Consider the following 20,849-nt stretch of genomic DNA (forward strand, 5'->3'; position numbering starts at 1 on the left):
AGAATAAGAGGGAGAAAATTCATGACTGTCACCCCCACCGAAATCGTCGCGCCGCCGCCGCGCCGGAAGATGAACATCCTGTTCGGCCTGACGCTGATCGGCTTGCTGATCTTCCTCTGGGTCGTGCTCGGCTTCTCTACGGCCAGCTTCTGGACGCCGCTCAATATCTCCAACCTGTTGCGCCAAGGCTCGATGACGGCGATCCTGGCGCTCGGCCAGACCTTCGTCATCATCACCGCTGGCATCGACCTTTCTGTCGGCGCAATCGTCGGCTTCTGCACTGTTATCATCGCCTGGCTCTTACAGGCGGGCGTCCCGCTCTGGGCGGCGATCCTGCTGACGCTGGCAATCGGCGTCGCGATCGGCTCTTTCCATGGCTTCGGCATCGTGCATATGGGCCTGCCCCCCTTCATCATCACGCTGGCGACCCTGACGTCGCTGCGCGGCATCGGCCTGCTGATCACCAACGGCTCGACGATCAGCATCACCGACGAGGGTTTCAGCAACTTCGCCCGCGCCGATTTCCTTGGCGTGCCAAGCCTGTTCTGGATGGTCATCCTGGTGGCGATCCCCTCCTTCGTCTTCCTGCATCTGAGCCGCTGGGGCCGCTATCTCTTCGCGGTCGGTTCGAATGCGGAAGCCGCGCGCCTTTCCGGCGTCAACGTAAAGGGGATGATTTACCTGGCCTATATCCTGTCGGCTTCGTTTGCGGCCTTCGTCGGCGTGCTGCTCGCCTCGCGTATCGCGATCGGCAACGCCACGCAGGCCGACGGCTGGGAACTGCAGGCGATCGCCTCTTCGGTCATCGGCGGCACGTCGCTCTTCGGTGCGGTCGGTTCCGTGCATGGTCCGCTGATCGGCGCGTTCATTCTGGCGACCATCAACAACGGCGCCAACCTGTTGAACGTCAACTCGTTCTGGCAGCGCATCATCACCGGCCTGCTGATCATCGTCATCGTCTACTTCGACCAGCTTCGCCGGCGCCGGACAGGCTGAGCGAAACGAGAAACGAAGCCGGCCCAAAGGCCGGCTTTCTTCATTTCAGCCATGCGAGAACCATCATGAAAGCAGTGCTCTGCCGCGAACCCGGCGTCCTCGATCTCGTCGAGCGTCCCTCTCCCGAAAGGCCTGTTACCGGCTGGGTACGGCTTGCCGTCAGCCATGTCGGCATCTGCGGCACGGACTATCATATTTTCGAAGGCAAGCACCCCTTTCTCGAATATCCGCGCGTCATGGGTCATGAAATATCCGCGACCGTGCTGGAGGCCGGCGATGGGGTAGCGATGGCGGTCGGTACGCCCGTTATCGTCAACCCTTACCTCTCTTGCGGAAGCTGTGTTGCGTGCCGCCAGGGCAAGCCGAATTGCTGCACCAACATCAAGGTTCTCGGCGTGCATACGGACGGCGCCTTCTGCGAGGAGATCGTGGTCCCGGCGGGTAATCTCTATGCCGCCAAGGGCCTCAGCCTGGAGGCCGCGGCGACCACCGAATTCCTGGCGATCGGAGCGCATGCCGTGCGCCGGTCCATGGCATCAGCCGGTTCCCGCTCGCTCGTTATCGGCGCAGGCCCGATCGGCCTCGGCGCGGCAATCTTTTCGCGCATCGCCGGTCATGAGGTGACGCTGCTCGATACGAGCGCTGAACGGTTGCAGATGGCATCGGAGCGCTTCGGTTTCACATCCGGCATCGTCGCCAGTGACGGCACCCTCGATGCCGTGAAGGCCAAGACGGATGGCGACGGTTTCGATGTCGTCTTCGATGCGACGGGTTACGGGCCGTCGATGCAGAAAGCCTTCAGCTTCGTCGCTCACGGCGGCGCGCTGGTGCTGGTCAGCGTCGTGAAGGACGATATCCTCTTTTCCGATCCGGAATTCCACAAGCGCGAAATGATGGTCATCGGCAGCCGCAACGCAACGCGCGTCGACTTCGAGCATGTCGCCGATTCAATCGCCAAGGGGCTCGTGCCGGTCGACAAATTGATCACGCACCGCACGACGCTTGCCGATGCGCCACGCGATCTTGCCCGTTGGGCGCATGAAAAGAGCGGCCTCATCAAGGCCGTGATCAAGGTTGCGGACTAAGCGGCGTCGATTGCCGCACGCATCTGCCTGACGACATCTACATCCGTCCGGTTCGATGTCGGCACATCGAAGCCGAAGGCGACGGCGCGCGGATCGGCGCTGGCAACGGCAGAGCTGCAGGAGCCATGAACCTCGTGCGCACCCGTTGCCCGCAGGATCTCGACGACATTGGCCGGGCGCACGCCGCTGCCCGGCATGATGGAGATACGGCCGGCGGCCCTGGCGGAAATGCGTTTCAGCGTTTCGAGCCCGTCCATCGCCTTCGGTACGCAGCCGGAGGTAAGGATGCGCTCGCAGCCGAGTTCGACTGCCTGTTCGAGCGCCGCATCCGGATCGGGCACGAGATCGAAGGCGCGGTGCAGCGTCGAGCCGAGGCCGGCAGCGTGGGCCTTGAGGCGATGGATAAGCGGCATGTCGAGCGTGCCGTCCAGTCGGTTGGCGCCGATGACGACGCCGGCGAGGCCTGCGGCCCTGACGGCATCGATATCGGCAAGCATCGCCTTTTCATCCGTCGCATCGAAGATGAAGGGGCCGGCGTGCGGGCGGATCATTGCATAGACGGGGATCGGCGCTTCGGCGGCAATTCGCATCAGGCTCGGCAGCGGGGTCAGCCCGCCAAGCTCCAGAGCCGAGCAGAGCTCGATACGCCCAGCACCGCCCTCGATTGCGGCCGCCAGGCCCTGAGCGCTATCGACGCATACTTCCAGCAAGACCGTCATATTCGAATCCCTCTCGTTCCGCCACCATTCTAGCGTAGTATAGCGTGCCGAGGGTGGCTGGATCGTAAAATCGGCGTTCTCTATGCGCTTGCTGACGGACGGTTTCGGCAGCAATGCGCCTCATCCTCGCCGTTCCCGGGCAAAATGTGCCGTCCCGCAAGCGGCCATTCGTTCCGATTACTCATTTGCTGCCTTACGGAGATCGACGTGCGGCCCCGGATATGTCCGAACCTGATACGGAATGGTTCTGTTGCATTGGCACGGCGCTGGGGAGACAGAAGGCTGAAAAGTTTGAGGATATCTCATGTCGGACTTCAAAAGTCGCCGGTTTCAGTGTTGCATTCTGTTGGACCGCCGGGCCGCCGACCGGCAGACATAACTTCAGAATGTTGATTTCGAGGGCGGATGAAGATGTTCGCCTCGCGATTCCAGATACGGCGTCAGCACATCTTCGATCCAAGTCATGAATGCGCGGACTCGGCGCGACAGATTGCGCCGATGTGCTACGACGAGGGACACGGCGATCGCCCGGCGACGAAAATCGGGGAGAATTTCCACCAGCGCTCCACTCTTTAAGTATTGGCCAATCCCCAAGAGTGGCGCCTGAATCAGGCCAAGGCCGGCGAGGGCAGCGGCATCGTAGGTCTGCGCGCTGTTGACGTGTAGCGCACCTGGCAACTGGAGCGTCGCGTAGCTGTCGCCGTCAGGATATTCCCATCCATAGGGTTTTGCGCCCAGAATCGTCGAAAAATGAATTGTCCGATGTTCCTGACTCTGGAGATCTTCTAGCGATCGAGGGACGCCATAGCGCGCCAGATAGGCGGGACTGGCAGCGTTGACCATGCGCAACAGGCCCAGTGGGCGGGCAATCAGCGTTTCGTCCCTTATGGGTCCAAGTCGCAATACACAGTCGAACCCCTCTTGAACCAGATCGACTTGCCGATCCGTACTCGACACCTCCAACTCCAACTCGGGGTGAGTCGCCATGAAATCCGGCAAGGCCGGCACGATCGTTGTGCGCGCCACCTCGGTCGGAAGATCGACCCGTAAACGCCCGCGAAGTGCCACGCGATCGCCTGCGAACATCGAGTGAAGGTCATCGACTTCAGCAAGCAGGTCGCGGGCACGGGCATGAAATGCGCGTCCGTCCTCCGTCAACTGCACGCTGCGCGTCGTCCGGTGCAGGAGCCTGACACCGACATCTTCTTCCAGCTTCCGGACCGCCGTTGAGGCCCTTCCCTTTTGAATGGCCAGGCTATCGGCTGCGTGGGTGAAGCTCCCCATTTCCGCTACCGTTACGAAAATGAGGATGGGTTCGAGATTCTGCATTTTCGTGCCTTGGTATTGTTCGCCACAGAGAGAACAGTGAGTTTATTTCCTCGGTGTTTATCATACGTGAGAGACACAGTAACTTCCGAATATTGGATCCCCCCATCGGAGAATGACAAATGTCCGAAACTGTGGACTTACATCAGGTGCCTGAAACTATGACCTCGCATCGCGCGCTATGGGCCGGCCGGACAATGAGCGCGATTGTCGCTATCGCTCTGGTGGCAGACGGCACTATTCAGCTTTTCGCGCCGGCACAGATCGCGAGCATGTTGCAGGAAACTGGGTTCGCGATGGACCTGACCCGTGTCGTGGGTCCGATCATACTCGTCTGCGCCATCCTATACGCCATCCCGGCCACCGCCGTCCTCGGCGCGATCCTGGTGACGGGCTTTCTGGGAGGCGCCATCTGCGCCCATGTCCGCATCGGTGAGTTGGGGTCGCCGCCGGAACTCATTTCCCTGCTTCTGGGCGCGATGACATGGGGCGGCCTCTACCTGCGCGATCCCCATATCCGGGCCATTCTGCCGCTCATCCGTTGAACAAACAGGACAGTGCTCTGTCCTTCAAGATCAGGAGAAAATGTATGTTTTTAGTAATGGGAATCACGGGAAAAGTGGGCGGCCCAGCGGCAAAACATCTGTTGGCGCACGGCAGGGAGGTACGTGCGCTGGTCCGCAATCGCGAGAAGGCGGCTAACTGGGCGAACCAGGGCGTGGAACTGGTAGACGGCGATTGGAATGATTCGGCAGCCATCGAGCAAGCGCTCAAAGGCGTCGAGGGCGCGTTTGTCATGTTGCCGGCTGTCTGGGCGCCCTCGCCCGATTACAAAGAAGCAAAGGGCGTGATTGCAAACTATGTCGAGGCGCTCACCAAGGCAGCGCCGCCGCGAGTGGTTGCGCTTTCGTCGATGGGTGCGAACAGGACCAGCGGGCTCGGGATGATCACGGCCTTGTCGCTTCTGGAGCAAGGTTTTCGCGATCTGACATCCCCAATCGCATTTGTGCGCGCAGGCGGATTTTTCGAAAATTTTCTTTACGGCTTGCGCGTCGCCCAAGGTGGAATGCTACCGGTCTACTACAATCCGACAAACCGGAAATCGACCATGGTCGCGACGAACGACATCGGCGCGGAGGTCGCAACCCTTTTGACCGGGCCAGCTTGGCCAGGGCATCGCGTCATCGAGCTTGGTTCGATGGTCAGCGCGGATGAAGTCGCAGAGCAATTGGGTGAAGTCCTGAATCTCGACGTGAAAGCCTTTGCGGTTCCGCGTGCGGGGTGGGCGGAAGCGTTCGAGCAGTTCGGCATCCCGAAGGGCCACACCGGGCCCGCCGAAGAAATGTTTGAGGCCGTGAACGCAGGATGGATGGACCTCGGAGCCGAGGATACGGAGCACGTAGCGGGTACGACGTCCGCACGAGAAGTATTCGAGACCGCACAGAACGCCGCCAAGGCATAAGTCTCGCCACTGGGCTGAGGTAGCTACTGCGTAGACATAGTGCCCATCTTCATCGTTCCCGGCCCGCCGCAGCCTGTTTAAGCCAAGGCGACGTCTTGCGCGACAGGTGCCGGGACAATTTTTGCCGCGGTCGCGATCAGCAGGTCGCAAGCGTCAGCCGCGGCTTTCCGGTGATTGAAGGCCACGTGATAGGACATGGGCATCGGCTCGGCGAGTTCGACGATGCGCACCCGGTCGGCGATCGGCATGGCGCTGACGCGGCCGAGAAAGGAGACGTAGCCGTGATTGGCGACGAGATCGACGATGACGGGCAGTGAATCCGCAGCGGTAATATCGCGGTCGCGCAAACGACGATGCAGGGTGCGGTCGTAGCCGAAGGTCATGGCGGCATGGCCGATGCCGGTGCGCGGGCTCGGCGTGCAGATCGGATGACTGGCGACAAGGTCGGCCGCCGTCGCTTCCATGCTGTCGGGCGGGGCGATGGCCACCATATCCGTGCGCAGCAATTCGCGATGACGAAAGCTTTCGAGGCCGAAGACGGAATCGAGGATCGCGACATCGATGCGCCCGGATTTCAGCGCTTCACGCAGATCATCGGCGGTCATCGAGACCAGCGACAGGGCATTCTTGTTGCGGCCGGCATTCCATTGCGCAACGAGTGCGCCGAGGCAGCGAGCAACCCAGCTTTCCGATCCGGTGGGAATGATGGAGCCGATGCGCAGCGAGCGGGCCGTGCGCTGATAACGCTCATCGGCAGACGATTTCAGTTCGTTCCAGGCGAGACTGATCGTGGAAAACAGCGTGTAGGCATGCCTGCCTTCTTCCGTAAGCGCCGACCCCTGCGCCTGGCGCTCGAAGAGGCGGCAGCCAAAGAATTTCTCAAGATTGGCAATCTGCAATGACAGCTGCGGCTGACCAAGGCGAAGGCGGCGTGCGGCGCGATTGATGCTACCCTGATCCGCAACCTCCAGGTAGCGCTCCATCGTAGCCGGCTTTACGGGGATGCGGGCAGCCCATTGTCCATAAGCCTCCGGGTCATTGTGGCCAAGCATTTCGCCGAGCTGCGCCGTTGCATCGAGGATCGGCGCCAATCCCTCCTGCACCCTGCCGCCGGCAAGCAGAATGACCAGTTCTCCCGAAGAACGTTCAACGAGTTTCAGGGCAAGCTCCGTTTCCAGATTATCGACGGCGGACGATACGGTCGAGACGGAGAGGTTGAAGCGACGGGCAGTCTCGCGCATGGAGCCTGATGACAGGACCTGGCTTGCGATGAAAAGAGCGCCGAGATGCATGGCCTTCTCCGGAAGCTACTGAAAAGGCGGAGGATATGACGTGTTCGTGAAAAAAGATATCCCTGTCCACAGAGGTGCGGGCTATCGTTCAACCAATCAAGAAATCCGGGCGGCGGCAGAACCGATCAAAAGCACCGGAACACCGTGGAAACACGCAAGGGGATAAAAACAAATCGCGCCGGCCGTGGAAAAGGGAATGCAATTCCGCGCAACGGTCTGCATTCGCCGCCATAATCGCGCCGCGAGAGCGAATACTGGAGGGGCTGCTTCGATTTTCGGGCATCGATTTTTCGGGCATGCACACTATTTCCATGACGCACGTATTTCCGGCATGATGGCCCGAGCTGACCATGCCGGCTGGTTTTATGCGCGCAGGCTTCGCGTTCGGGGCTTTCGCGACGTTTAACGGTGTTCAACCAAGGGGATAATCATGCTTAGGAAATTCGCACTTGCCGTCACGCTTTCCGCCTTTGCGGCCGGCGCGGCGCACGCCGCAGACGTCGTCGTTTCGTCGAAGATCGACACCGAAGGCACGCTGCTCGGCAACGTCATCGTGCTCGCGCTGGAAGCCAACGGCATCAAGACGAAGGACCGCATCGCACTTGGCGCAACCCCGGTCGTGCGCAAGGCGATCACTGCGGGCGAAATCGATATCTATCCGGAATATACCGGCAATGCCGGCTTTTTCTTCAACAAGGCCGATGACGCAGCCTGGAAGAACCTCGAACAGGGCTACCAAGCAGCCAAGAAGCTCGATTACGATGCCAACAAGATCGTCTGGCTGACGCCTTCACCTGCCAACAACACCTGGGCGCTTGCCGTGCGCAGCGACGTCGCCGGTCCGAATAACCTCAAGACCATGTCCGATTTCGGCAAGTGGGTTTCGGGTGGCGGTGCCGCCAAGCTCGCAGCCTCCGCCGAATTCGTAAACTCCGCGGGCGCCCTGCCTGCCTTCCAGACGACTTACGGCTTCACCCTGAAGCCGGATCAGGAAGTCGTGCTTTCGGGTGGCGATACGGCGGCAACGATCAAGGCTGCGGCTGACCAGACCAACGGCGTCAACACCGCCATGGTCTACGGCACCGATGGCGCGATCGAAGCTGCCGAACTGACGGTTCTCGAAGACGACAAGAGCGTGCAGCAGGTCTATGCACCGACCCCGATCATCCGCGAAGCCGTGCTGCAGGCGAACCCGAAGATCCAGGAAATCCTCACTCCGATCTTCCAGAGCCTGACAGCTGACGAGTTGCGCAAGCTCAATGCCAAGATCCAGGTCGACGGCGAGCCGGCGAAGTCCGTAGCCGAAGCCTATCTGAAGGAAAAAGGCTTCCTGAAGTAATTGCCTGCTGCCCCGCCCGGCATTCGGGCGGGGCACTTTCCGGACAGGGTAGGATCGATGGAAGAAACCTTAGCGGTCCGCAAGCTGGACCGGCTCGGCGTGGTACTGGTAGCAGGCGGCATTGTGGCGACGGCCCTTCTGCCTTTCATCTATGTGAAGGCGAACCGTATCGCCGCCGGCAAGCCGATGCTGCTGACACAGCTTCTTTCGCAGCCCTCCGTCATCATCCTGCTGGTCCTGCTGATTGCCACCGCCTTGGCAACGCTTTTCCTGCGCAACGCTTTCATTCGCCTGGGACTTGGCACGCTCTGCCTTGCCGCACTGATTGTTGCAATCGGCCTCGTGGCCACGGCCTCAACACCATCGGGCAGCACGGTGGCACGCATGACGCCCGGCGGCAGCTTCTGGGTGCTGCTCGGCATCATCGGCCTCGTCATCTCCGACGCGCTGGTGAAGATAAAACTGACACCCTGGATGCGTGTTGCGTCACTCGTCGCCTACACCGCTTTGCTGGCGATCTGCCTCTCGTCCGGCCTGCTCGACAGCCTGTCGATCCTCCGGGAATTTTCGACCCGGGCCGACCAGTTCTGGACCGAAGCCGTCTCTCACCTGCTCCTGGCGCTCGGTTCGCTCGCAATCGCCATCATTCTCGGGCTGCCGCTCGGCATCCTCTGTTTCTGGGTGCCCAGACTGCGTGCGATCGTGCTGCGGATACTGAGCCTCATTCAGACCATCCCGAGCCTGGCACTTTTCGGCCTCCTGATGCTGCCGCTCGGTTACCTTGCCGCAAACGTGCCGCTTGCGGCCGATATCGGCATTCGCGGCATCGGCACGGCACCGGCGCTGATTGCGCTCGTGCTCTATTCGCTGCTGCCGATCGTCGCCAATACGGTTGTCGGTCTCGAAGGCGTCGATCCCTCGGTGCGTGATGCCGCCGCCGGCATGGGGCTGACGCGCCGGCAGATCTTGACCGGCATCGACCTGCCGCTTGCCTTCCCGGTCATCCTCACCGGCATCCGCATTGTGCTCGTTCAGGCGATCGGCATGGTGACGATCGCCGCGCTGATCGGCGGCGGCGGCTTCGGCATCTTCATCTTCCAGGGGCTTGGCCAGACGGCCATGGACCTCGTCCTGCTCGGCGCCGTGCCGACCGTTTTCTTCGCCTTCTCCTCGGCCGTCATCCTCGACGCGGTCATCGAAAGCATCCAGGGGCCAGCCACATGAGCACGATCGAGATCAGGAACGTCACCAAGCGCTACGGCTTGGCAACCGTCGTCGACAATGTCTCCATGAGCGTCGAGAAGGGCTCTATCACTGTCATCGTCGGCACATCGGGCTCCGGCAAATCGACGCTGATGCGGATGATCAACCGGCTGGTGCCGATCACCGAGGGACAGATCTTCGTCGACGGACAAAACATCATGGATGTGCCGGCGACCGAGCTTCGCCGCAAGATCGGCTATGCCATCCAGGGCCACGGTCTTTTTCCGCACCGGACAGTGGCTCAGAACATTGCCACTGTGCCGCGGCTTCTCGGCTGGGACGCAGCCCGCACCGACAGCCGAGTGACGGAACTGCTCGGCCTCTTCAATCTCGACCCGGCGACATTCGCGGAGAAATATCCGCATCAACTGTCGGGCGGCCAGCAGCAACGTGTCGGCGTTGCCCGCGCACTGGCGGCCGAGCCGGAACTTCTGTTGATGGACGAGCCCTTCGGCGCGCTCGATCCCGTCATCCGCGGCAAGGCGCAGGACGATCTGCTGGCGATCCAGAAACAGTTCGGCACGACGGTTGTTCTCGTCACGCATGACATGGACGAGGCCTTCCATCTCGGCAATCAGATTGCCGTCATGAGCGAGGGCAAGCTGCTGCAATGCTCGACGCCGGAAAAGATCCTGACGGAGCCGGCCGATCCCTTCGTGCAGCAATTGACCGGCACTTCCGACCGGGCACTGAAGCTGATGTCGCTCACGCCGCTGAAGGACAGCATGGAGCCCGCCAAGTCCGGCCTGCCCTATTCGCTGGCACAGTCGCTCAATCTGCGCGATGCGCTGGCCGAAATGATCTGGCAGGGCGTGGACGAAGCTGCCGTGCAGGACGCGAACAAGGCGGCGGTGGGTTCGATTTCGATGAACCGGCTCATCGAACTGGGCCGCAAGGCATGAAATTTATTATCGCCAATCTCTTTCGCGCGCTGGCATTGGTGCTGCTTCTCATCCTGATCTTCAGGACCGAGTGGCTCTCCTTCATGCTGGTGCCGCTCACCAACAACAATGCTCCACCGGTCTATATACAGAATAGCCTCGCTTCGCTGGCGCTCGGCCATCTGGAACTCGTTCTCATCTCCATCATCGGCAGCGCGGTACTGGCCGTACTCGGCGGCATCTTCGTCACGCGGCCGAGCGGCGCAGATTTCCTGCCGCTGTCGCGCGCCATTGCCAATGCCGGCCAGACATTTCCGCCCGTCGCGGTCCTGGCGCTTGCCGTACCCGCCACCGGTTTCGGTGCTGCGCCGACGCTGATTGCGCTCTTTCTCTATGGCCTGCTGCCGATCTTCGAAAATACCGTCGCAGGCCTGAAGCAGGTGTCGCCGCAGGTGCTGGACGCCGCCGACGGCATGGGCATGAGCGGGATGCAGCGTCTCTTCCAGGTCGAACTGCCGCTCGCATTGCCGCTGATCCTCGAAGGGCTGAAGGTCGCGACGGTCATCAATATCGGCACGGCGACGATCGGCTCGACGGTCGCGGCAAAGGGCCTCGGCGAGGTCATCATCGCCGGCCTGATCTCCGACAATACCGCCTTCATCCTGCAGGGCGGGTTGATCGTCGGGCTGATGGCGGTGCTGATCTATGATGTCGTCGGAATGCTCGAAGGCGCGATCACGCGCAGAATGGGCTTGCGTCCGGCTTGAGAGGACGGCTACCAAGGCAGCGGTAGAGTGAGCGATGGGAGACCGCCTTGGCCAAGATGATCCATTCCATGATCCGCGTTCTGGACGAGACGCGCTCGGTCGATTTCTATAGCAAGGTCTTCGGGCTTGAGGTCGCCGACCGCGTCGATTTCGAAACTTTCACGCTGATCTACATGAGCAATGATGAGACCGGCTTCGAGCTGGAACTGACGGTCAACAAGGGCCGCATCGAGCCCTACAATCTCGGCGACGGCTACGGCCATCTCGCCATTTCCGTCCAGGAAGTGCAGGTCGAGCACAAGCGGCTGACGGATCTCGGCCTCAATCCCGGCAAGCTCGTGGAACTCAACCGCGACGGCAAGCTGTTCGGGCTGTTCTTCTTCATCACCGATCCTGACGGCTACAAGATCGAAGTGATGCAGCGCCACGGCCGTTTTCAATAGGACATAAGAGCTGACATGATCGAGAAGAGAGACTTCGATAACGGCTGGACGCTTTCCTGTAACGATACAGGAAGAGCTAATCTGCCGGCGTCCATACCTGCAACCGTGCCCGGCTGCGTGCACCTGGATCTTCTCGCCGCCAGACTGATCCCCGATCCCTACCTCGATATCAACGAGATCACCAACGACTGGATCGGCAAGACGGATTGGATCTATCGGCTAAGCTTCGAGGCCGCGCCCGATGACGGCAGGATACAGGAGCTCGTCTTCGAGGGCATGGACACGATCGCGACGATCCGCCTGAACGGCGAGGAGATCGGCCGCACCTTCAACATGCACCGCACCTACCGTTTCGATGTTTCGTCACTGCTGCGGAAGGGCGATAACGAACTCAGCGTCACCTTCCACTCCGCCTATGCCTATGGCGTCGAGATGGAGCAGCACTACGGCTACCGCCCAAACAATTATCCGGGGCCGGGCAACCTGATGCGGAAGATGGCCTGCAATTTCGGCTGGGACTGGGGTCCGACGCTGGTGACCGCAGGGCTCTGGAAGCCGGTCCGGCTGGAGAGCTGGGATCGGGTGCGGCTTGCCGCTACAAGGGTTTCGGCGACGCTTGCGGGCGGCGATGGTCTGGTCAAGGTGCATGCGCAGCTGGCGAAACATGGCGAGACGACGCCCGCTGCGCTCGTTGCCGAGATCGGCGGCGTGACGCAAACGATCGCGGTCGAAGCGGATGCGGAGGAAGTTTCCTTCGAGGTTCGCGTCCCCTCGCCGCAGCTCTGGTGGCCGCATCATCTCGGTGCGCAGCCGCTTTATCCGCTGGAGATCCGGCTGCAGGACGAGAGCGGGAACATCCTCGATCGCTATTCGAAGCAGATCGGCTTCCGGTCGCTGCGCCTCGACACATCCCCGGATGAACACGGTTCGGCCTTCACCTTCGTTATCAACGAGGTGCCGATCTTTGCCTGCGGCGCCAATTGGATACCGGATGACTGTTTTCCCTCGCGCGTGACGGCCGAGCGCTATGCAGCGCGCATCGACGAGGCGAAGGCTGCCAATATCAACCTGCTGCGTGTGTGGGGCGGCGGTATCTTCGAGCGGGACGAATTCTACGAGACCTGCGACCGGGCCGGCATGCTCGTCTGGCAGGATTTCCTCTTTGCCTGCGCCTCCTATCCAGAGGAAGAGCCGCTGCGCAGCGAGGTGATCGCCGAGGTGCGGGACAATGTCGTGCGGCTGATGCCGCATGCATCTCTGATCATCTGGAACGGTAACAACGAGAATATCTGGGGTTTCGACGAATGGGGCTGGCGGCCGATCATCAAGGACGGCGTCAGCTGGGGCCTCGGCTACTATCTCGATGTGCTGCCGGCGCTTTGTGCCGAACTCGATCCTGACCGGCCCTATTATCCGGGCAGCCCCTATTCCGGTTCCATGGAGATCGAGCCGAATGACGACGCGCATGGCTGCAAGCATATCTGGGATGTCTGGAACGACGTCGGCTACGAGGTCTATCGCAACTATATTCCGCGCTTCTGCTCCGAGTTCGGCTGGCAGGCGCCGCCGGCCTGGGCGACGCTTCAGGAAAGTGTGCATGACGAACCGCTGACGCCGGAATCGCACGGCGTTTTCCACCATCAGAAGGCGACGCAGGGCAATGACAAGCTGATCAAGGGTCTTGCCGGGCATCTGCCTGTGCCGCAGGGCATGGACGACTGGCATTTTGCAACGCAGCTCAATCAGGCACGCGCCATCCGCTTCGCGGTCGAGCACATGCGTTCGCATCGTGACATCTGCAAGGGCGCTGTCGTCTGGCAGTTCAATGACTGCTGGCCGGTCACCTCCTGGGCAGCGCTCGATTCCGCCGGGCGGCGCAAGCCGCTCTGGTATGCGATGCAGCAGGCTTTTCATCCACGCCTGCTAACGATCCAGCCGCGCGACGGCGGCCTTTCGGCTATTGCTGTCAACGAGCAGACGCTGTTCTGGCGCTCGAAGATCAGTGGCAAGCGGATGCGGCTTGATGGGACGGTGCTGGCGGAATTCGAATTCTGGCGGCTGCTCTGCGATCGTTTCGAGGCGAAGGAATTTCCCCTGCCGGAGGATATCGCAACATCAGGTTCGGCGGATGAGGAAGTCATCGTCGTCCAGATGCTGGATAAACGCGCCTTCCATTATTTCGTCGAGGATATCGACCTGAAACTTCCTTCACCGGAACTCGCCATATCCCTGACGAGATCGGCCGATGGCTGGGATGTCGCAGTGACTGCGCGGAGCTTTCTGAAGGATCTCTGCCTGATGGCGGATCGGCTCGATCCCGCGGCTGTAGTGGATTCGATGCTGGTGACGCTGATGCCCGGTGAAAGCCATGTCTTCCGCGTCATGACCGAGAAACATCTGTCGATCGAGGACATCGCGGTCGGACCGATACTGCGCTGCGCCAATGATCTCGTGAGCAAAAACTGAAAGGCCCCGCTCTCGCGGGGCCTCCATCCGGCTCGTCCTCGCAGACGACGTTACATCCAGTAGGGCGGCACGCCATAATAATCGTAAACGCGGCGGCCATTATCGTTGTACCAGGTGTCGTCGTCATCCGCGTAGCTCGGCGCGCCTTCGATCTGTTCCTTGGTGAGATCAATGCGGTAACCGTCCAACTGGGTGTCGTAGCTCAGCTTCGCCCATGGCAGCGGATAGTGCTCGTGGCCGATGCCGAGGAAGCCACCGAAACTCAGGACCGCGTAAGCCACGCGGCCATCCTGCTTCCCGAGGATGAGGCGCTCGATGGAACCGATGTGCTTGCCATCGGCGCCATAGACGCGGGTGCCTTCAACGCGGTCGCTGGCGATCAACGTCGGCGTATCCTTCACATTCGGGTCACGGCGGGTGGCGTCAGTATCCTGATTGAGCATTGTGCACCTCCTTTGATCGTTTCGTCGTGGGTTTATCCACCCCAATAAAACGTGACCTATGCTTCAAAGTTCCCCATCGCCTCATGTTCATATGCCGCCTTCGCGATATTGACGTTTACGTCAAGGTTATTGTAGCCTCAATCCGCTTGAACCGCTCAAGCAATGGCATAAGCTGCCGTGACGGAGGATGGAGGATCTTCCGATCGACCGGTGTCATCCGGTTTTGGCAGCCGAATGGGAGAGAGAGACAATGAACAGTATTTCCGTCCACCCTGGTGGTGCGAAATCGGAAAAACCATGGCTTGCCACCTATCCGGACATCATTCCGGCCCAGATTCCCCCACTGGAATTTACATCGCTGCCGGATCTTCTGGAAAAGAGCTGCGCGCGTTTTGCCGACCGGAAAGCCTTTTCCAGCATGGGCAGGTCGATGAGTTATCGCGAGCTCGAAAGCCAGACCCGCAAGGTGGCCGCCTGGCTGCAGGGCGCCGGCCTGCAGAAGGGCGATCGGGTCGCCGTGATGATGCCGAACGTGCTGCAGAACCCCGTCGCGGTCTATGGCATCCTGCGCGCCGGTCTCGTCGTCGTAAACGTCAACCCGCTCTATACGCCGCGCGAACTCGAGCACCAGCTCAACGATTCCGGTGCCAAGGCGATCTTCGTTCTGGAAAACTTCGCGCGCACCGTCGAACAGGTCATCAACAAGACCGACCTGCGCCATGTCGTCGTCAGCTCGCTCGGCGAAATGCTCGGCCCCAAGGGACATATCGTCAACTTCATCGTCCGCCGGGTGAAGAAGCTGGTCCCGTCCTGGTCCATTCCGCAGCATAAGAGCTTCCGGCAGGTGCTGTCCGAAGGTGCGGGCAAGACGCTCGCGCCTGTTGCGCTCACCGGCAGCGACATCGCCTTCCTGCAATATACGGGCGGGACGACCGGCATTGCCAAGGGGGCAGTGCTGACGCATCAGAACCTGCTTGCCAACAAGATGCAGCTGCAGCTCTGGCTGAAATCCGCCTTCGACAAGAAGAAGCAGCCTGAAGTCCTGAACTTCCTCTGCGCGCTGCCGCTCTACCATATCTTCGCGCTGACGGTGAATTCGCTGATGGGCATGTCGCTCGGCGCCCGTAATGTGCTGATCGCCAATCCGCGCGACATTCCGGGGTTGGTGCAGGAATTCCAGAAGTCCGATATCCACATTTTCCCCGGCCTGAATACGCTGTTCAACGCGCTGCTCAACAATGCCGACTTCGCCAAGCTCGATTTCTCCTCGCTCGTCATGTCGCTCGGCGGCGGCATGGCCGTGCAGCGGCCGGTAGCGGAACGCTGGCTGAAGGTGACGGGCTCGCATATTACCGAAGGTTACGGTCTCTCCGAGACATCGCCGGTGGCGACCGCCAACCGTTTCGATTCCCCCGAATTCACGGGCTCGATCGGCCTTCCCATTCCCTCGACGGAACTCGACATCCGCGACGAGGACGGCAATTCGCTGCCGCTTGGCGAGATCGGCGAGATCTGCATCCGCGGCCCGCAGGTCATGGCCGGTTACTGGAACAAGCCCGACGAGACGGCGCGGGTGATGACGCCGGATGGCTATTTCCGCAGCGGCGACATGGGCTTCATGGACGAGCGCGGCTACACCAAGATCGTCGACCGCAAGAAGGACATGATCCTCGTCTCCGGCTTCAACGTCTATCCGAACGAGATCGAGGAAGTGGCCGCCATGCATCCCGGCATCCTGGAGGCGGCAGCGATCGGCGTGCCGGACGGGCATTCCGGCGAGGCGGTGAAGCTCTTCATCGTTCGCAAGGACCCAGGTCTCACCGAAGCCGATGTGAAGGCCCATTGCGCGGCCAATCTCACCAATTACAAGCGGCCGCGCTTCATCGAATTCCGCACCGAGCTGCCGAAGAGCCCGGTCGGCAAGATCCTGCGCAAGGACCTGCGCGGCTGAATTTGACGGTCTCATGAAATTGAGGGCCATCCGCTTGTCGCGGGTGGCTTTTTTCATATTTCGTCAGATGGCTGAACTTGATTTGACTGCCGGAAAGAGAATAGTTTCCGCAACCCTCTCCGCCTCCAAAGGAGTCTCCCATGACTGCCATCGTCGAACAACTGAAGAGCACCGCAGCAGCCACCAAGGCCACCGATCTGCGCGCCGCATTCGCTGATGATCCGCAGCGCTTCTCGCGCTTTTCCGCATCGCTTGACGACCTGCTGATGGATTTTTCCAAGACGGCCGTCAACGACGAGATCCTGAAGCTTCTGGTGAAGCTCGCCGAAGAAGGCGGTGTTGCAGAGAAGCGCGATGAGATGTTCTCCGGCAAGGCGATCAATTTTACCGAAAATCGCGCCGTGCTGCATACGGCGCTGCGCAACCGCTCCAACACACCCGTTCTGGTGGACGGCAAGGATGTCATGCCTGACGTCAACGCCGTGCTCGCCGCCATGGGCAAGTTTGCCGATGGTGTCCGCTCGGGTGCGCTGAAGGGTGCGACCGGCAAGAAGATCACCGATGTCATCAATATCGGCATCGGCGGTTCGGATCTCGGCCCTGTCATGGCGACGCTGGCGCTTGCACCGTTCCATGATGGCCCCCGCGCCCATTTCGTCTCCAACATCGACGGCGCCCATATTGCCGACATCCTGAAGCTGGTTGAGCCGGAAACGACGCTCTTCATCGTCGCCTCCAAGACCTTCACGACCGTCGAAACGATGACCAATGCGCAGACGGCGCGTAAGTTCATCGCCGGCGCGCTCGGCGAGGCGGCCGTTCAGCATCACTTCGCCGCCGTTTCGACGGCGCTTGAGAAGGTTTCCGCCTTCGGCATCGAAAGCGAACGCGTCTTCGGTTTCTGGGACTGGGTCGGCGGTCGGTATTCGATCTGGTCGGCAATCGGCCTGCCGCTGATGATCGCTGTCGGCCCCGAAAATTTCGGCAAGTTCCTCGATGGCGCACATGCCATCGACAATCATTTCCGCAAGGCGCCGATTGCCGAGAACCTGCCTGTCCTGCTCGGCCTCATCGGCTTCTACCACCGGAATGTTCTGGGCTACCCGACACGCGCCATCTTGCCCTATGACCAGCGCCTGTCCCGCTTCCCTGCCTATCTGCAGCAGCTCGACATGGAATCGAACGGCAAGGGCGTCACCATCGACGGCACGCCGGTCGAAGGCAATTCCGGCCCGGTCGTCTGGGGCGAGCCCGGCACCAATGGCCAACACGCCTTCTACCAGCTCATCCACCAGGGCACGAGCATCATCCCGGCCGAATTCATGATCGCCGCCAACGGCTTCGAGCCTGAGCTGCGCCATCAGCACCAGCTGCTGATGTCGAACGTTCTCGCCCAGTCGGAAGCCCTCATGAAGGGCCGCACCTTCGATGAGGCCAAGAAGCAGCTGACCGACAAGGGCATGGAAGACAAGCAGGCCGATTTCATCGCGCCCCACCGCGTCTTCAACGGCAACCGCCCGTCGATCACCTTCGTCTATGACAAGCTGACGCCCTACGCGCTCGGCCGCCTGATCGCGCTCTACGAGCACCGCGTTTTCGTCGAAGGCGTGCTCTTCCGCATCAACTCCTTCGACCAGTGGGGCGTCGAGCTCGGCAAGGAGCTGGCGACCGGCCTGCTGCCCGTCGTCGAAGGCAAGGAAAGCGCTGCCGGTCACGACTCCTCGACGCAGGGTCTTGTCGCTGCGCTGGCAAAGCTCGCCAAGTAATCCTGGCGATCTCGCTGCTATCGAAGCCCATCCGTCACACGGGTGGGCTTTTTTTGTTTGACCCTGTCGAATTGCAGGGCATCTCGTCGTCTATAGAGAGAATGACAGAGGAGGAGCTGATGACTGCAACGGATAACGAGCTGGTGAAATTCGAGGCCGAGGGGGCACAGCCATTGCCGGCCTCGAACGAGCAGGGCTTCGTTGATAACAAAGGTGCCCGCGTCTGGTATGCGAGTTACGGCGCCGGTCCCGCTGTCATCCTTCTGCATGGCGGGCTCGGCAATAGCGGCAATTGGGGCTATCAGGTTCCTGCGCTTGTCGATGCCGGCCATCGGGTCGTGGTGATCGACAGCCGCGGTCATGGCCGCAGCACGCGTGACGAGCGTCCCTACACCTATCACCTGATGGCTTCGGACGTGCTTGCGGTCATGGATCATACCGGAATCGAAGAAGCGGCCTTCATCGGCTGGAGCGATGGCGCCTGTACGTCCTTGATCCTGGCCGACCAGCAGCCGGACCGGGTCTGCGGCGTATTTTTCTTCGCCTGCAACATGGACTCCACCGGCACTAAGGAATTCAAGGCGACGCCGGTCATCGACCGTTGCTTCAGCCGTCACAGGAAGGATTATCAGGCCCTATCGGCGACACCTGACCAGTTCGAAGCTTTCGTCGGCGACGTCTCGAAAATGATGGCGACGGAGCCGAATTATTCGGCCGAGCAGCTGACAGGCATCAAGGTGCCGGTCTCCATCGTGCTCGGTGAGCATGACGAATTCATCAAGCCCGAGCATGCCGACTATCTGGCAAGGACGATCCCGGATGCGGAATTCGTGCTGCTGCCCGGTGTCAGCCATTTCGCCCCGCTGCAGCAGCCGGACCTCTTCAATCGCGAGGTCCGTGCTTTTCTCGACCGGATCGCTTAAGGCTCAGAGGCCGATCTCTTTCGCCCAGGGCGGATTGGCGCCGGCGCGGGAGACGGTCACCGCGGCCGCCTTGGCGCCAAGAGCCAGGGCGTTGCGCAGGGCCTGCTCATCAAGATTGGCGACCTGCGCCTTGGTCAGCAGGTTGTCCTTCTTCAGCGAGGCGAGAATGCCGGCATCGAAAGTGTCGCCGGCGCCGACCGTGTCGACGACAGTCACACGCTCGCTCGGTACGGTGACCTTACGCGCGTTGGTGTAGCCGGTGGCACCTTCGGCGCCCTTGGTGATGACGACGAGCTTGGCGCCGTGGTTCAGCCAGTGGGCGGCAAGCGCATCATGGTCGCCTTCCAGGCCGAACCATTCGAGATCCTCGTCGGAGAATTTGACGATGTCGGACTTGGCGGCCATGCGCTTGATGCGGGCCATATGCGCCGGCTTATCCTTGATGAAACCGGGGCGGATGTTCGGGTCGAGAGAGATGACGCGCGTAGCGGCTTCGCGGTCGAGAAGCGCCTCATAGGTTTCGCCGCAGGGGCTCGGGATGAGGCTGATCGCGCCGAAATGCAGGGCTTCGCAGTCATCGCCGAGATCGGGCAGGTCATCTGACGTGATCATGCGGCCAGCCGTGCCCTCGTCGTAGAAGGCATAAGTCGCCTGGCCGTTGACGAGCTTGACGAAGGCGATGGTCGAAGGGCGCGGGGTGATGGCGCAAGGGCTGTAATCGACATTGCTTGCCTTCAGCGTATCCAGCAGGATCTCGCCCATCATGTCATCGGCAATGCCGGTGAAGAAGGCCGTGGGTATGCCGAGGCGCCCGAGCGCAATCGCGGTATTGAAGATCGCGCCGCCGGCATAGGGCGCAAAGCCCCTTTCGCCAAGGGTCGTGTCCCTCGGCAGCATGTCGATCAGGGCTTCGCCGCAGCACAAAATCATCGAATTCCTCCCAACAGGACTTGCGCGTTCTTCAATCGATTAAGCGAGCTTTTGTCAAAAGGCTAGAGCGAAAGCTCACTCACGCCACCATTCCTCGCCGACCAGGCGAGCGGCGCATCGAGGAAGGCCTCGACTTCGTGCAGCGTCTTGTCATCGAAAAGCTTCTGCTGCCTGGCGATTGCCAGAACCTCCCGCCATGTGGCGATATAATGGAGCTGAACCTTGCCATTGGCAAAGCGCTGATGTGCCTCGGGGAAGATTCCGTAGAAGAAGAGCGCGATGCCGTGATCGACGATACCGCCGGCGGATCTGATGGCATCGATGAAGGTGAACATGCTGCCGCCCGCGGTCGTCAGATCCTCGATAACGAGGACGCGGGCGCCGTCCTTCATGTCGCCTTCGATCTGCGCATTGCGGCCATGGCCCTTCGGCTTTTTGCGGACATAGATCATCGGCAGGCCGAGGCGATCGGCAAGCAGGGCTGCGAAGGGAATGCCTGCGGTCTCGCCGCCGGCGATGCAATCGAACTGCTCAAAACCGGCATCGCGCAGGAGGGTGCTGGCGGCAAAATCCATCACCGTGGAGCGGACGCGCGGGAAGGAGAGAAGCTTGCGGCAGTCGATATAAACGGGGCTCATGATGCCGGAGGCATATTTGTAGGGCGTCTCGGGGCTGAAGTGCACCGCCTTGATCTCCCAGAGCATCTTTGCCAGCAGCTCTGCCATGACGGCGCGGTCGGGAAATGTGGTCTGGATCATGCGGCTTACTCCTTCGGCTGACGTTCCAGCGGCAATAGC

General features: G+C 60.9%; 19 protein-coding genes. 13 read left to right on the forward strand and 6 right to left on the reverse strand.

Features of this window, described 5'->3' with window-relative positions:
• The first annotated feature begins 21 nt into the window (after positions 1 to 21).
• Both AC1DUP_RS07750 and AC1DUP_RS07755 read left to right on the forward strand, forming a co-directional pair.
• Positions 22 to 996 (forward strand): ABC transporter permease, encoded by a 975-nt coding sequence (locus AC1DUP_RS07750; RefSeq protein WP_113298434.1) that lies wholly within the window; start codon positions 22 to 24, stop codon positions 994 to 996.
• Between the two features lie 65 nt (positions 997 to 1,061).
• A complete protein-coding gene (locus AC1DUP_RS07755) occupies positions 1,062 to 2,081 on the forward strand; it encodes a zinc-binding alcohol dehydrogenase family protein (protein WP_477832346.1) in 1,020 nt (339 codons plus the stop codon).
• Here AC1DUP_RS07755 and AC1DUP_RS07760 read toward each other — a convergent pair.
• Together AC1DUP_RS07760 and AC1DUP_RS07765 are read right to left on the reverse strand one after the other, a co-directional pair.
• Positions 2,078 to 2,800, reverse strand: a complete 723-nt coding sequence (locus AC1DUP_RS07760) for a copper homeostasis protein CutC (protein WP_477832347.1) — start codon at positions 2,798 to 2,800, stop codon at positions 2,078 to 2,080. The two genes, AC1DUP_RS07755 and AC1DUP_RS07760, sit on opposite strands and share 4 nt — an antisense overlap.
• Before the next feature lie 381 nt (positions 2,801 to 3,181).
• Positions 3,182 to 4,129, reverse strand: coding sequence for a LysR family transcriptional regulator (locus tag AC1DUP_RS07765; protein WP_477832348.1), 948 nt, complete (start codon positions 4,127 to 4,129; stop codon positions 3,182 to 3,184).
• Between the two features lie 119 nt (positions 4,130 to 4,248).
• Between AC1DUP_RS07765 and AC1DUP_RS07770 the strand changes: the two genes are divergently transcribed.
• Together AC1DUP_RS07770 and AC1DUP_RS07775 are read left to right on the forward strand one after the other, a co-directional pair.
• Complete coding sequence (locus AC1DUP_RS07770) at positions 4,249 to 4,671, forward strand: DoxX family protein (protein WP_477832349.1); 423 nt, start codon at positions 4,249 to 4,251, stop codon at positions 4,669 to 4,671.
• Positions 4,672 to 4,715: 44 nt separating this feature from the next.
• A complete protein-coding gene (locus AC1DUP_RS07775; RefSeq protein ID WP_477832350.1) occupies positions 4,716 to 5,588 on the forward strand; it encodes an NmrA family NAD(P)-binding protein in 873 nt (290 codons plus the stop codon).
• A gap of 77 nt (positions 5,589 to 5,665) precedes the next feature.
• Here the strand turns inward: AC1DUP_RS07775 and AC1DUP_RS07780 are convergent, their stop codons facing one another.
• Entirely contained in the window at positions 5,666 to 6,880 is a 1,215-nt protein-coding gene (locus tag AC1DUP_RS07780; RefSeq protein ID WP_477832351.1) for a LysR family transcriptional regulator, read from the reverse strand.
• A 430-nt stretch (positions 6,881 to 7,310) separates the two neighbouring features.
• On the opposite strand from AC1DUP_RS07780, the gene osmF reads away from it, so the two are divergent.
• Genes osmF through AC1DUP_RS07810 form a run of 6 tightly spaced genes read left to right on the forward strand, consistent with a single transcriptional unit; the run spans position 7,311 to position 14,039 of the window.
• The gene (osmF, locus tag AC1DUP_RS07785) at positions 7,311 to 8,219 is read left to right on the forward strand and encodes a glycine betaine ABC transporter substrate-binding protein OsmF (RefSeq protein ID WP_115035769.1); all 909 of its coding nucleotides are present in this window, start codon (positions 7,311 to 7,313) and stop codon (positions 8,217 to 8,219) included.
• A gap of 57 nt (positions 8,220 to 8,276) precedes the next feature.
• Complete coding sequence (locus AC1DUP_RS07790; protein ID WP_477832352.1) at positions 8,277 to 9,443, forward strand: ABC transporter permease; 1,167 nt, start codon at positions 8,277 to 8,279, stop codon at positions 9,441 to 9,443.
• On the forward strand, positions 9,440 to 10,384 hold the full coding sequence (locus AC1DUP_RS07795; RefSeq protein WP_477832353.1) for an ABC transporter ATP-binding protein: 945 nt from the start codon (positions 9,440 to 9,442) through the stop codon (positions 10,382 to 10,384). The genes AC1DUP_RS07790 and AC1DUP_RS07795 overlap by 4 nt, the downstream gene beginning before the upstream one ends.
• On the forward strand, positions 10,381 to 11,130 hold the full coding sequence (locus AC1DUP_RS07800; protein WP_477832354.1) for an ABC transporter permease: 750 nt from the start codon (positions 10,381 to 10,383) through the stop codon (positions 11,128 to 11,130). The genes AC1DUP_RS07795 and AC1DUP_RS07800 overlap by 4 nt, the downstream gene beginning before the upstream one ends.
• Positions 11,131 to 11,177: 47 nt before the next feature.
• Positions 11,178 to 11,573, forward strand: coding sequence for a VOC family protein (locus tag AC1DUP_RS07805; protein WP_477832355.1), 396 nt, complete (start codon positions 11,178 to 11,180; stop codon positions 11,571 to 11,573).
• A 15-nt stretch (positions 11,574 to 11,588) separates the two neighbouring features.
• Positions 11,589 to 14,039, forward strand: a complete 2,451-nt coding sequence (locus tag AC1DUP_RS07810; protein WP_477832356.1) for a glycoside hydrolase family 2 protein — start codon at positions 11,589 to 11,591, stop codon at positions 14,037 to 14,039.
• Positions 14,040 to 14,089: 50 nt separating this feature from the next.
• Here AC1DUP_RS07810 and AC1DUP_RS07815 read toward each other — a convergent pair whose 3' ends face one another.
• On the reverse strand, positions 14,090 to 14,482 hold the full coding sequence (locus AC1DUP_RS07815) for a PRC-barrel domain-containing protein (RefSeq protein ID WP_113298421.1): 393 nt from the start codon (positions 14,480 to 14,482) through the stop codon (positions 14,090 to 14,092).
• Positions 14,483 to 14,732: 250 nt separating this feature from the next.
• Here AC1DUP_RS07815 and AC1DUP_RS07820 point away from each other — a divergent pair, with 250 nt between their 5' ends.
• The 3 genes from AC1DUP_RS07820 to AC1DUP_RS07830 all read left to right on the forward strand — a co-directional run bounded on the left by AC1DUP_RS07820 (position 14,733) and on the right by AC1DUP_RS07830 (position 19,122).
• A complete protein-coding gene (locus AC1DUP_RS07820) occupies positions 14,733 to 16,433 on the forward strand; it encodes a long-chain fatty acid--CoA ligase (RefSeq protein ID WP_113307024.1) in 1,701 nt (566 codons plus the stop codon).
• A gap of 140 nt (positions 16,434 to 16,573) precedes the next feature.
• Positions 16,574 to 18,199 carry a glucose-6-phosphate isomerase gene (pgi, locus tag AC1DUP_RS07825; protein ID WP_113307025.1) on the forward strand — a complete coding sequence of 542 codons (1,626 nt, stop codon included), beginning with the start codon at positions 16,574 to 16,576 and terminating at the stop codon, positions 18,197 to 18,199.
• 119 nt (positions 18,200 to 18,318) lie between these two features.
• Complete coding sequence (locus tag AC1DUP_RS07830; protein ID WP_113307026.1) at positions 18,319 to 19,122, forward strand: alpha/beta fold hydrolase; 804 nt, start codon at positions 18,319 to 18,321, stop codon at positions 19,120 to 19,122.
• Between the two features lie 3 nt (positions 19,123 to 19,125).
• Here AC1DUP_RS07830 and AC1DUP_RS07835 read toward each other — a convergent pair whose 3' ends face one another.
• Positions 19,126 to 20,052 carry a carbohydrate kinase family protein gene (locus tag AC1DUP_RS07835; protein ID WP_113307027.1) on the reverse strand — a complete coding sequence of 309 codons (927 nt, stop codon included), beginning with the start codon at positions 20,050 to 20,052 and terminating at the stop codon, positions 19,126 to 19,128.
• A 62-nt stretch (positions 20,053 to 20,114) separates the two neighbouring features.
• Positions 20,115 to 20,810, reverse strand: a complete 696-nt coding sequence (locus AC1DUP_RS07840; protein ID WP_113307028.1) for an orotate phosphoribosyltransferase — start codon at positions 20,808 to 20,810, stop codon at positions 20,115 to 20,117.
• Positions 20,811 to 20,849: the final 39 nt, after the last annotated feature.

The sequence above is a fragment of the Rhizobium sp. 01L419 genome (genome assembly GCF_056400025.1).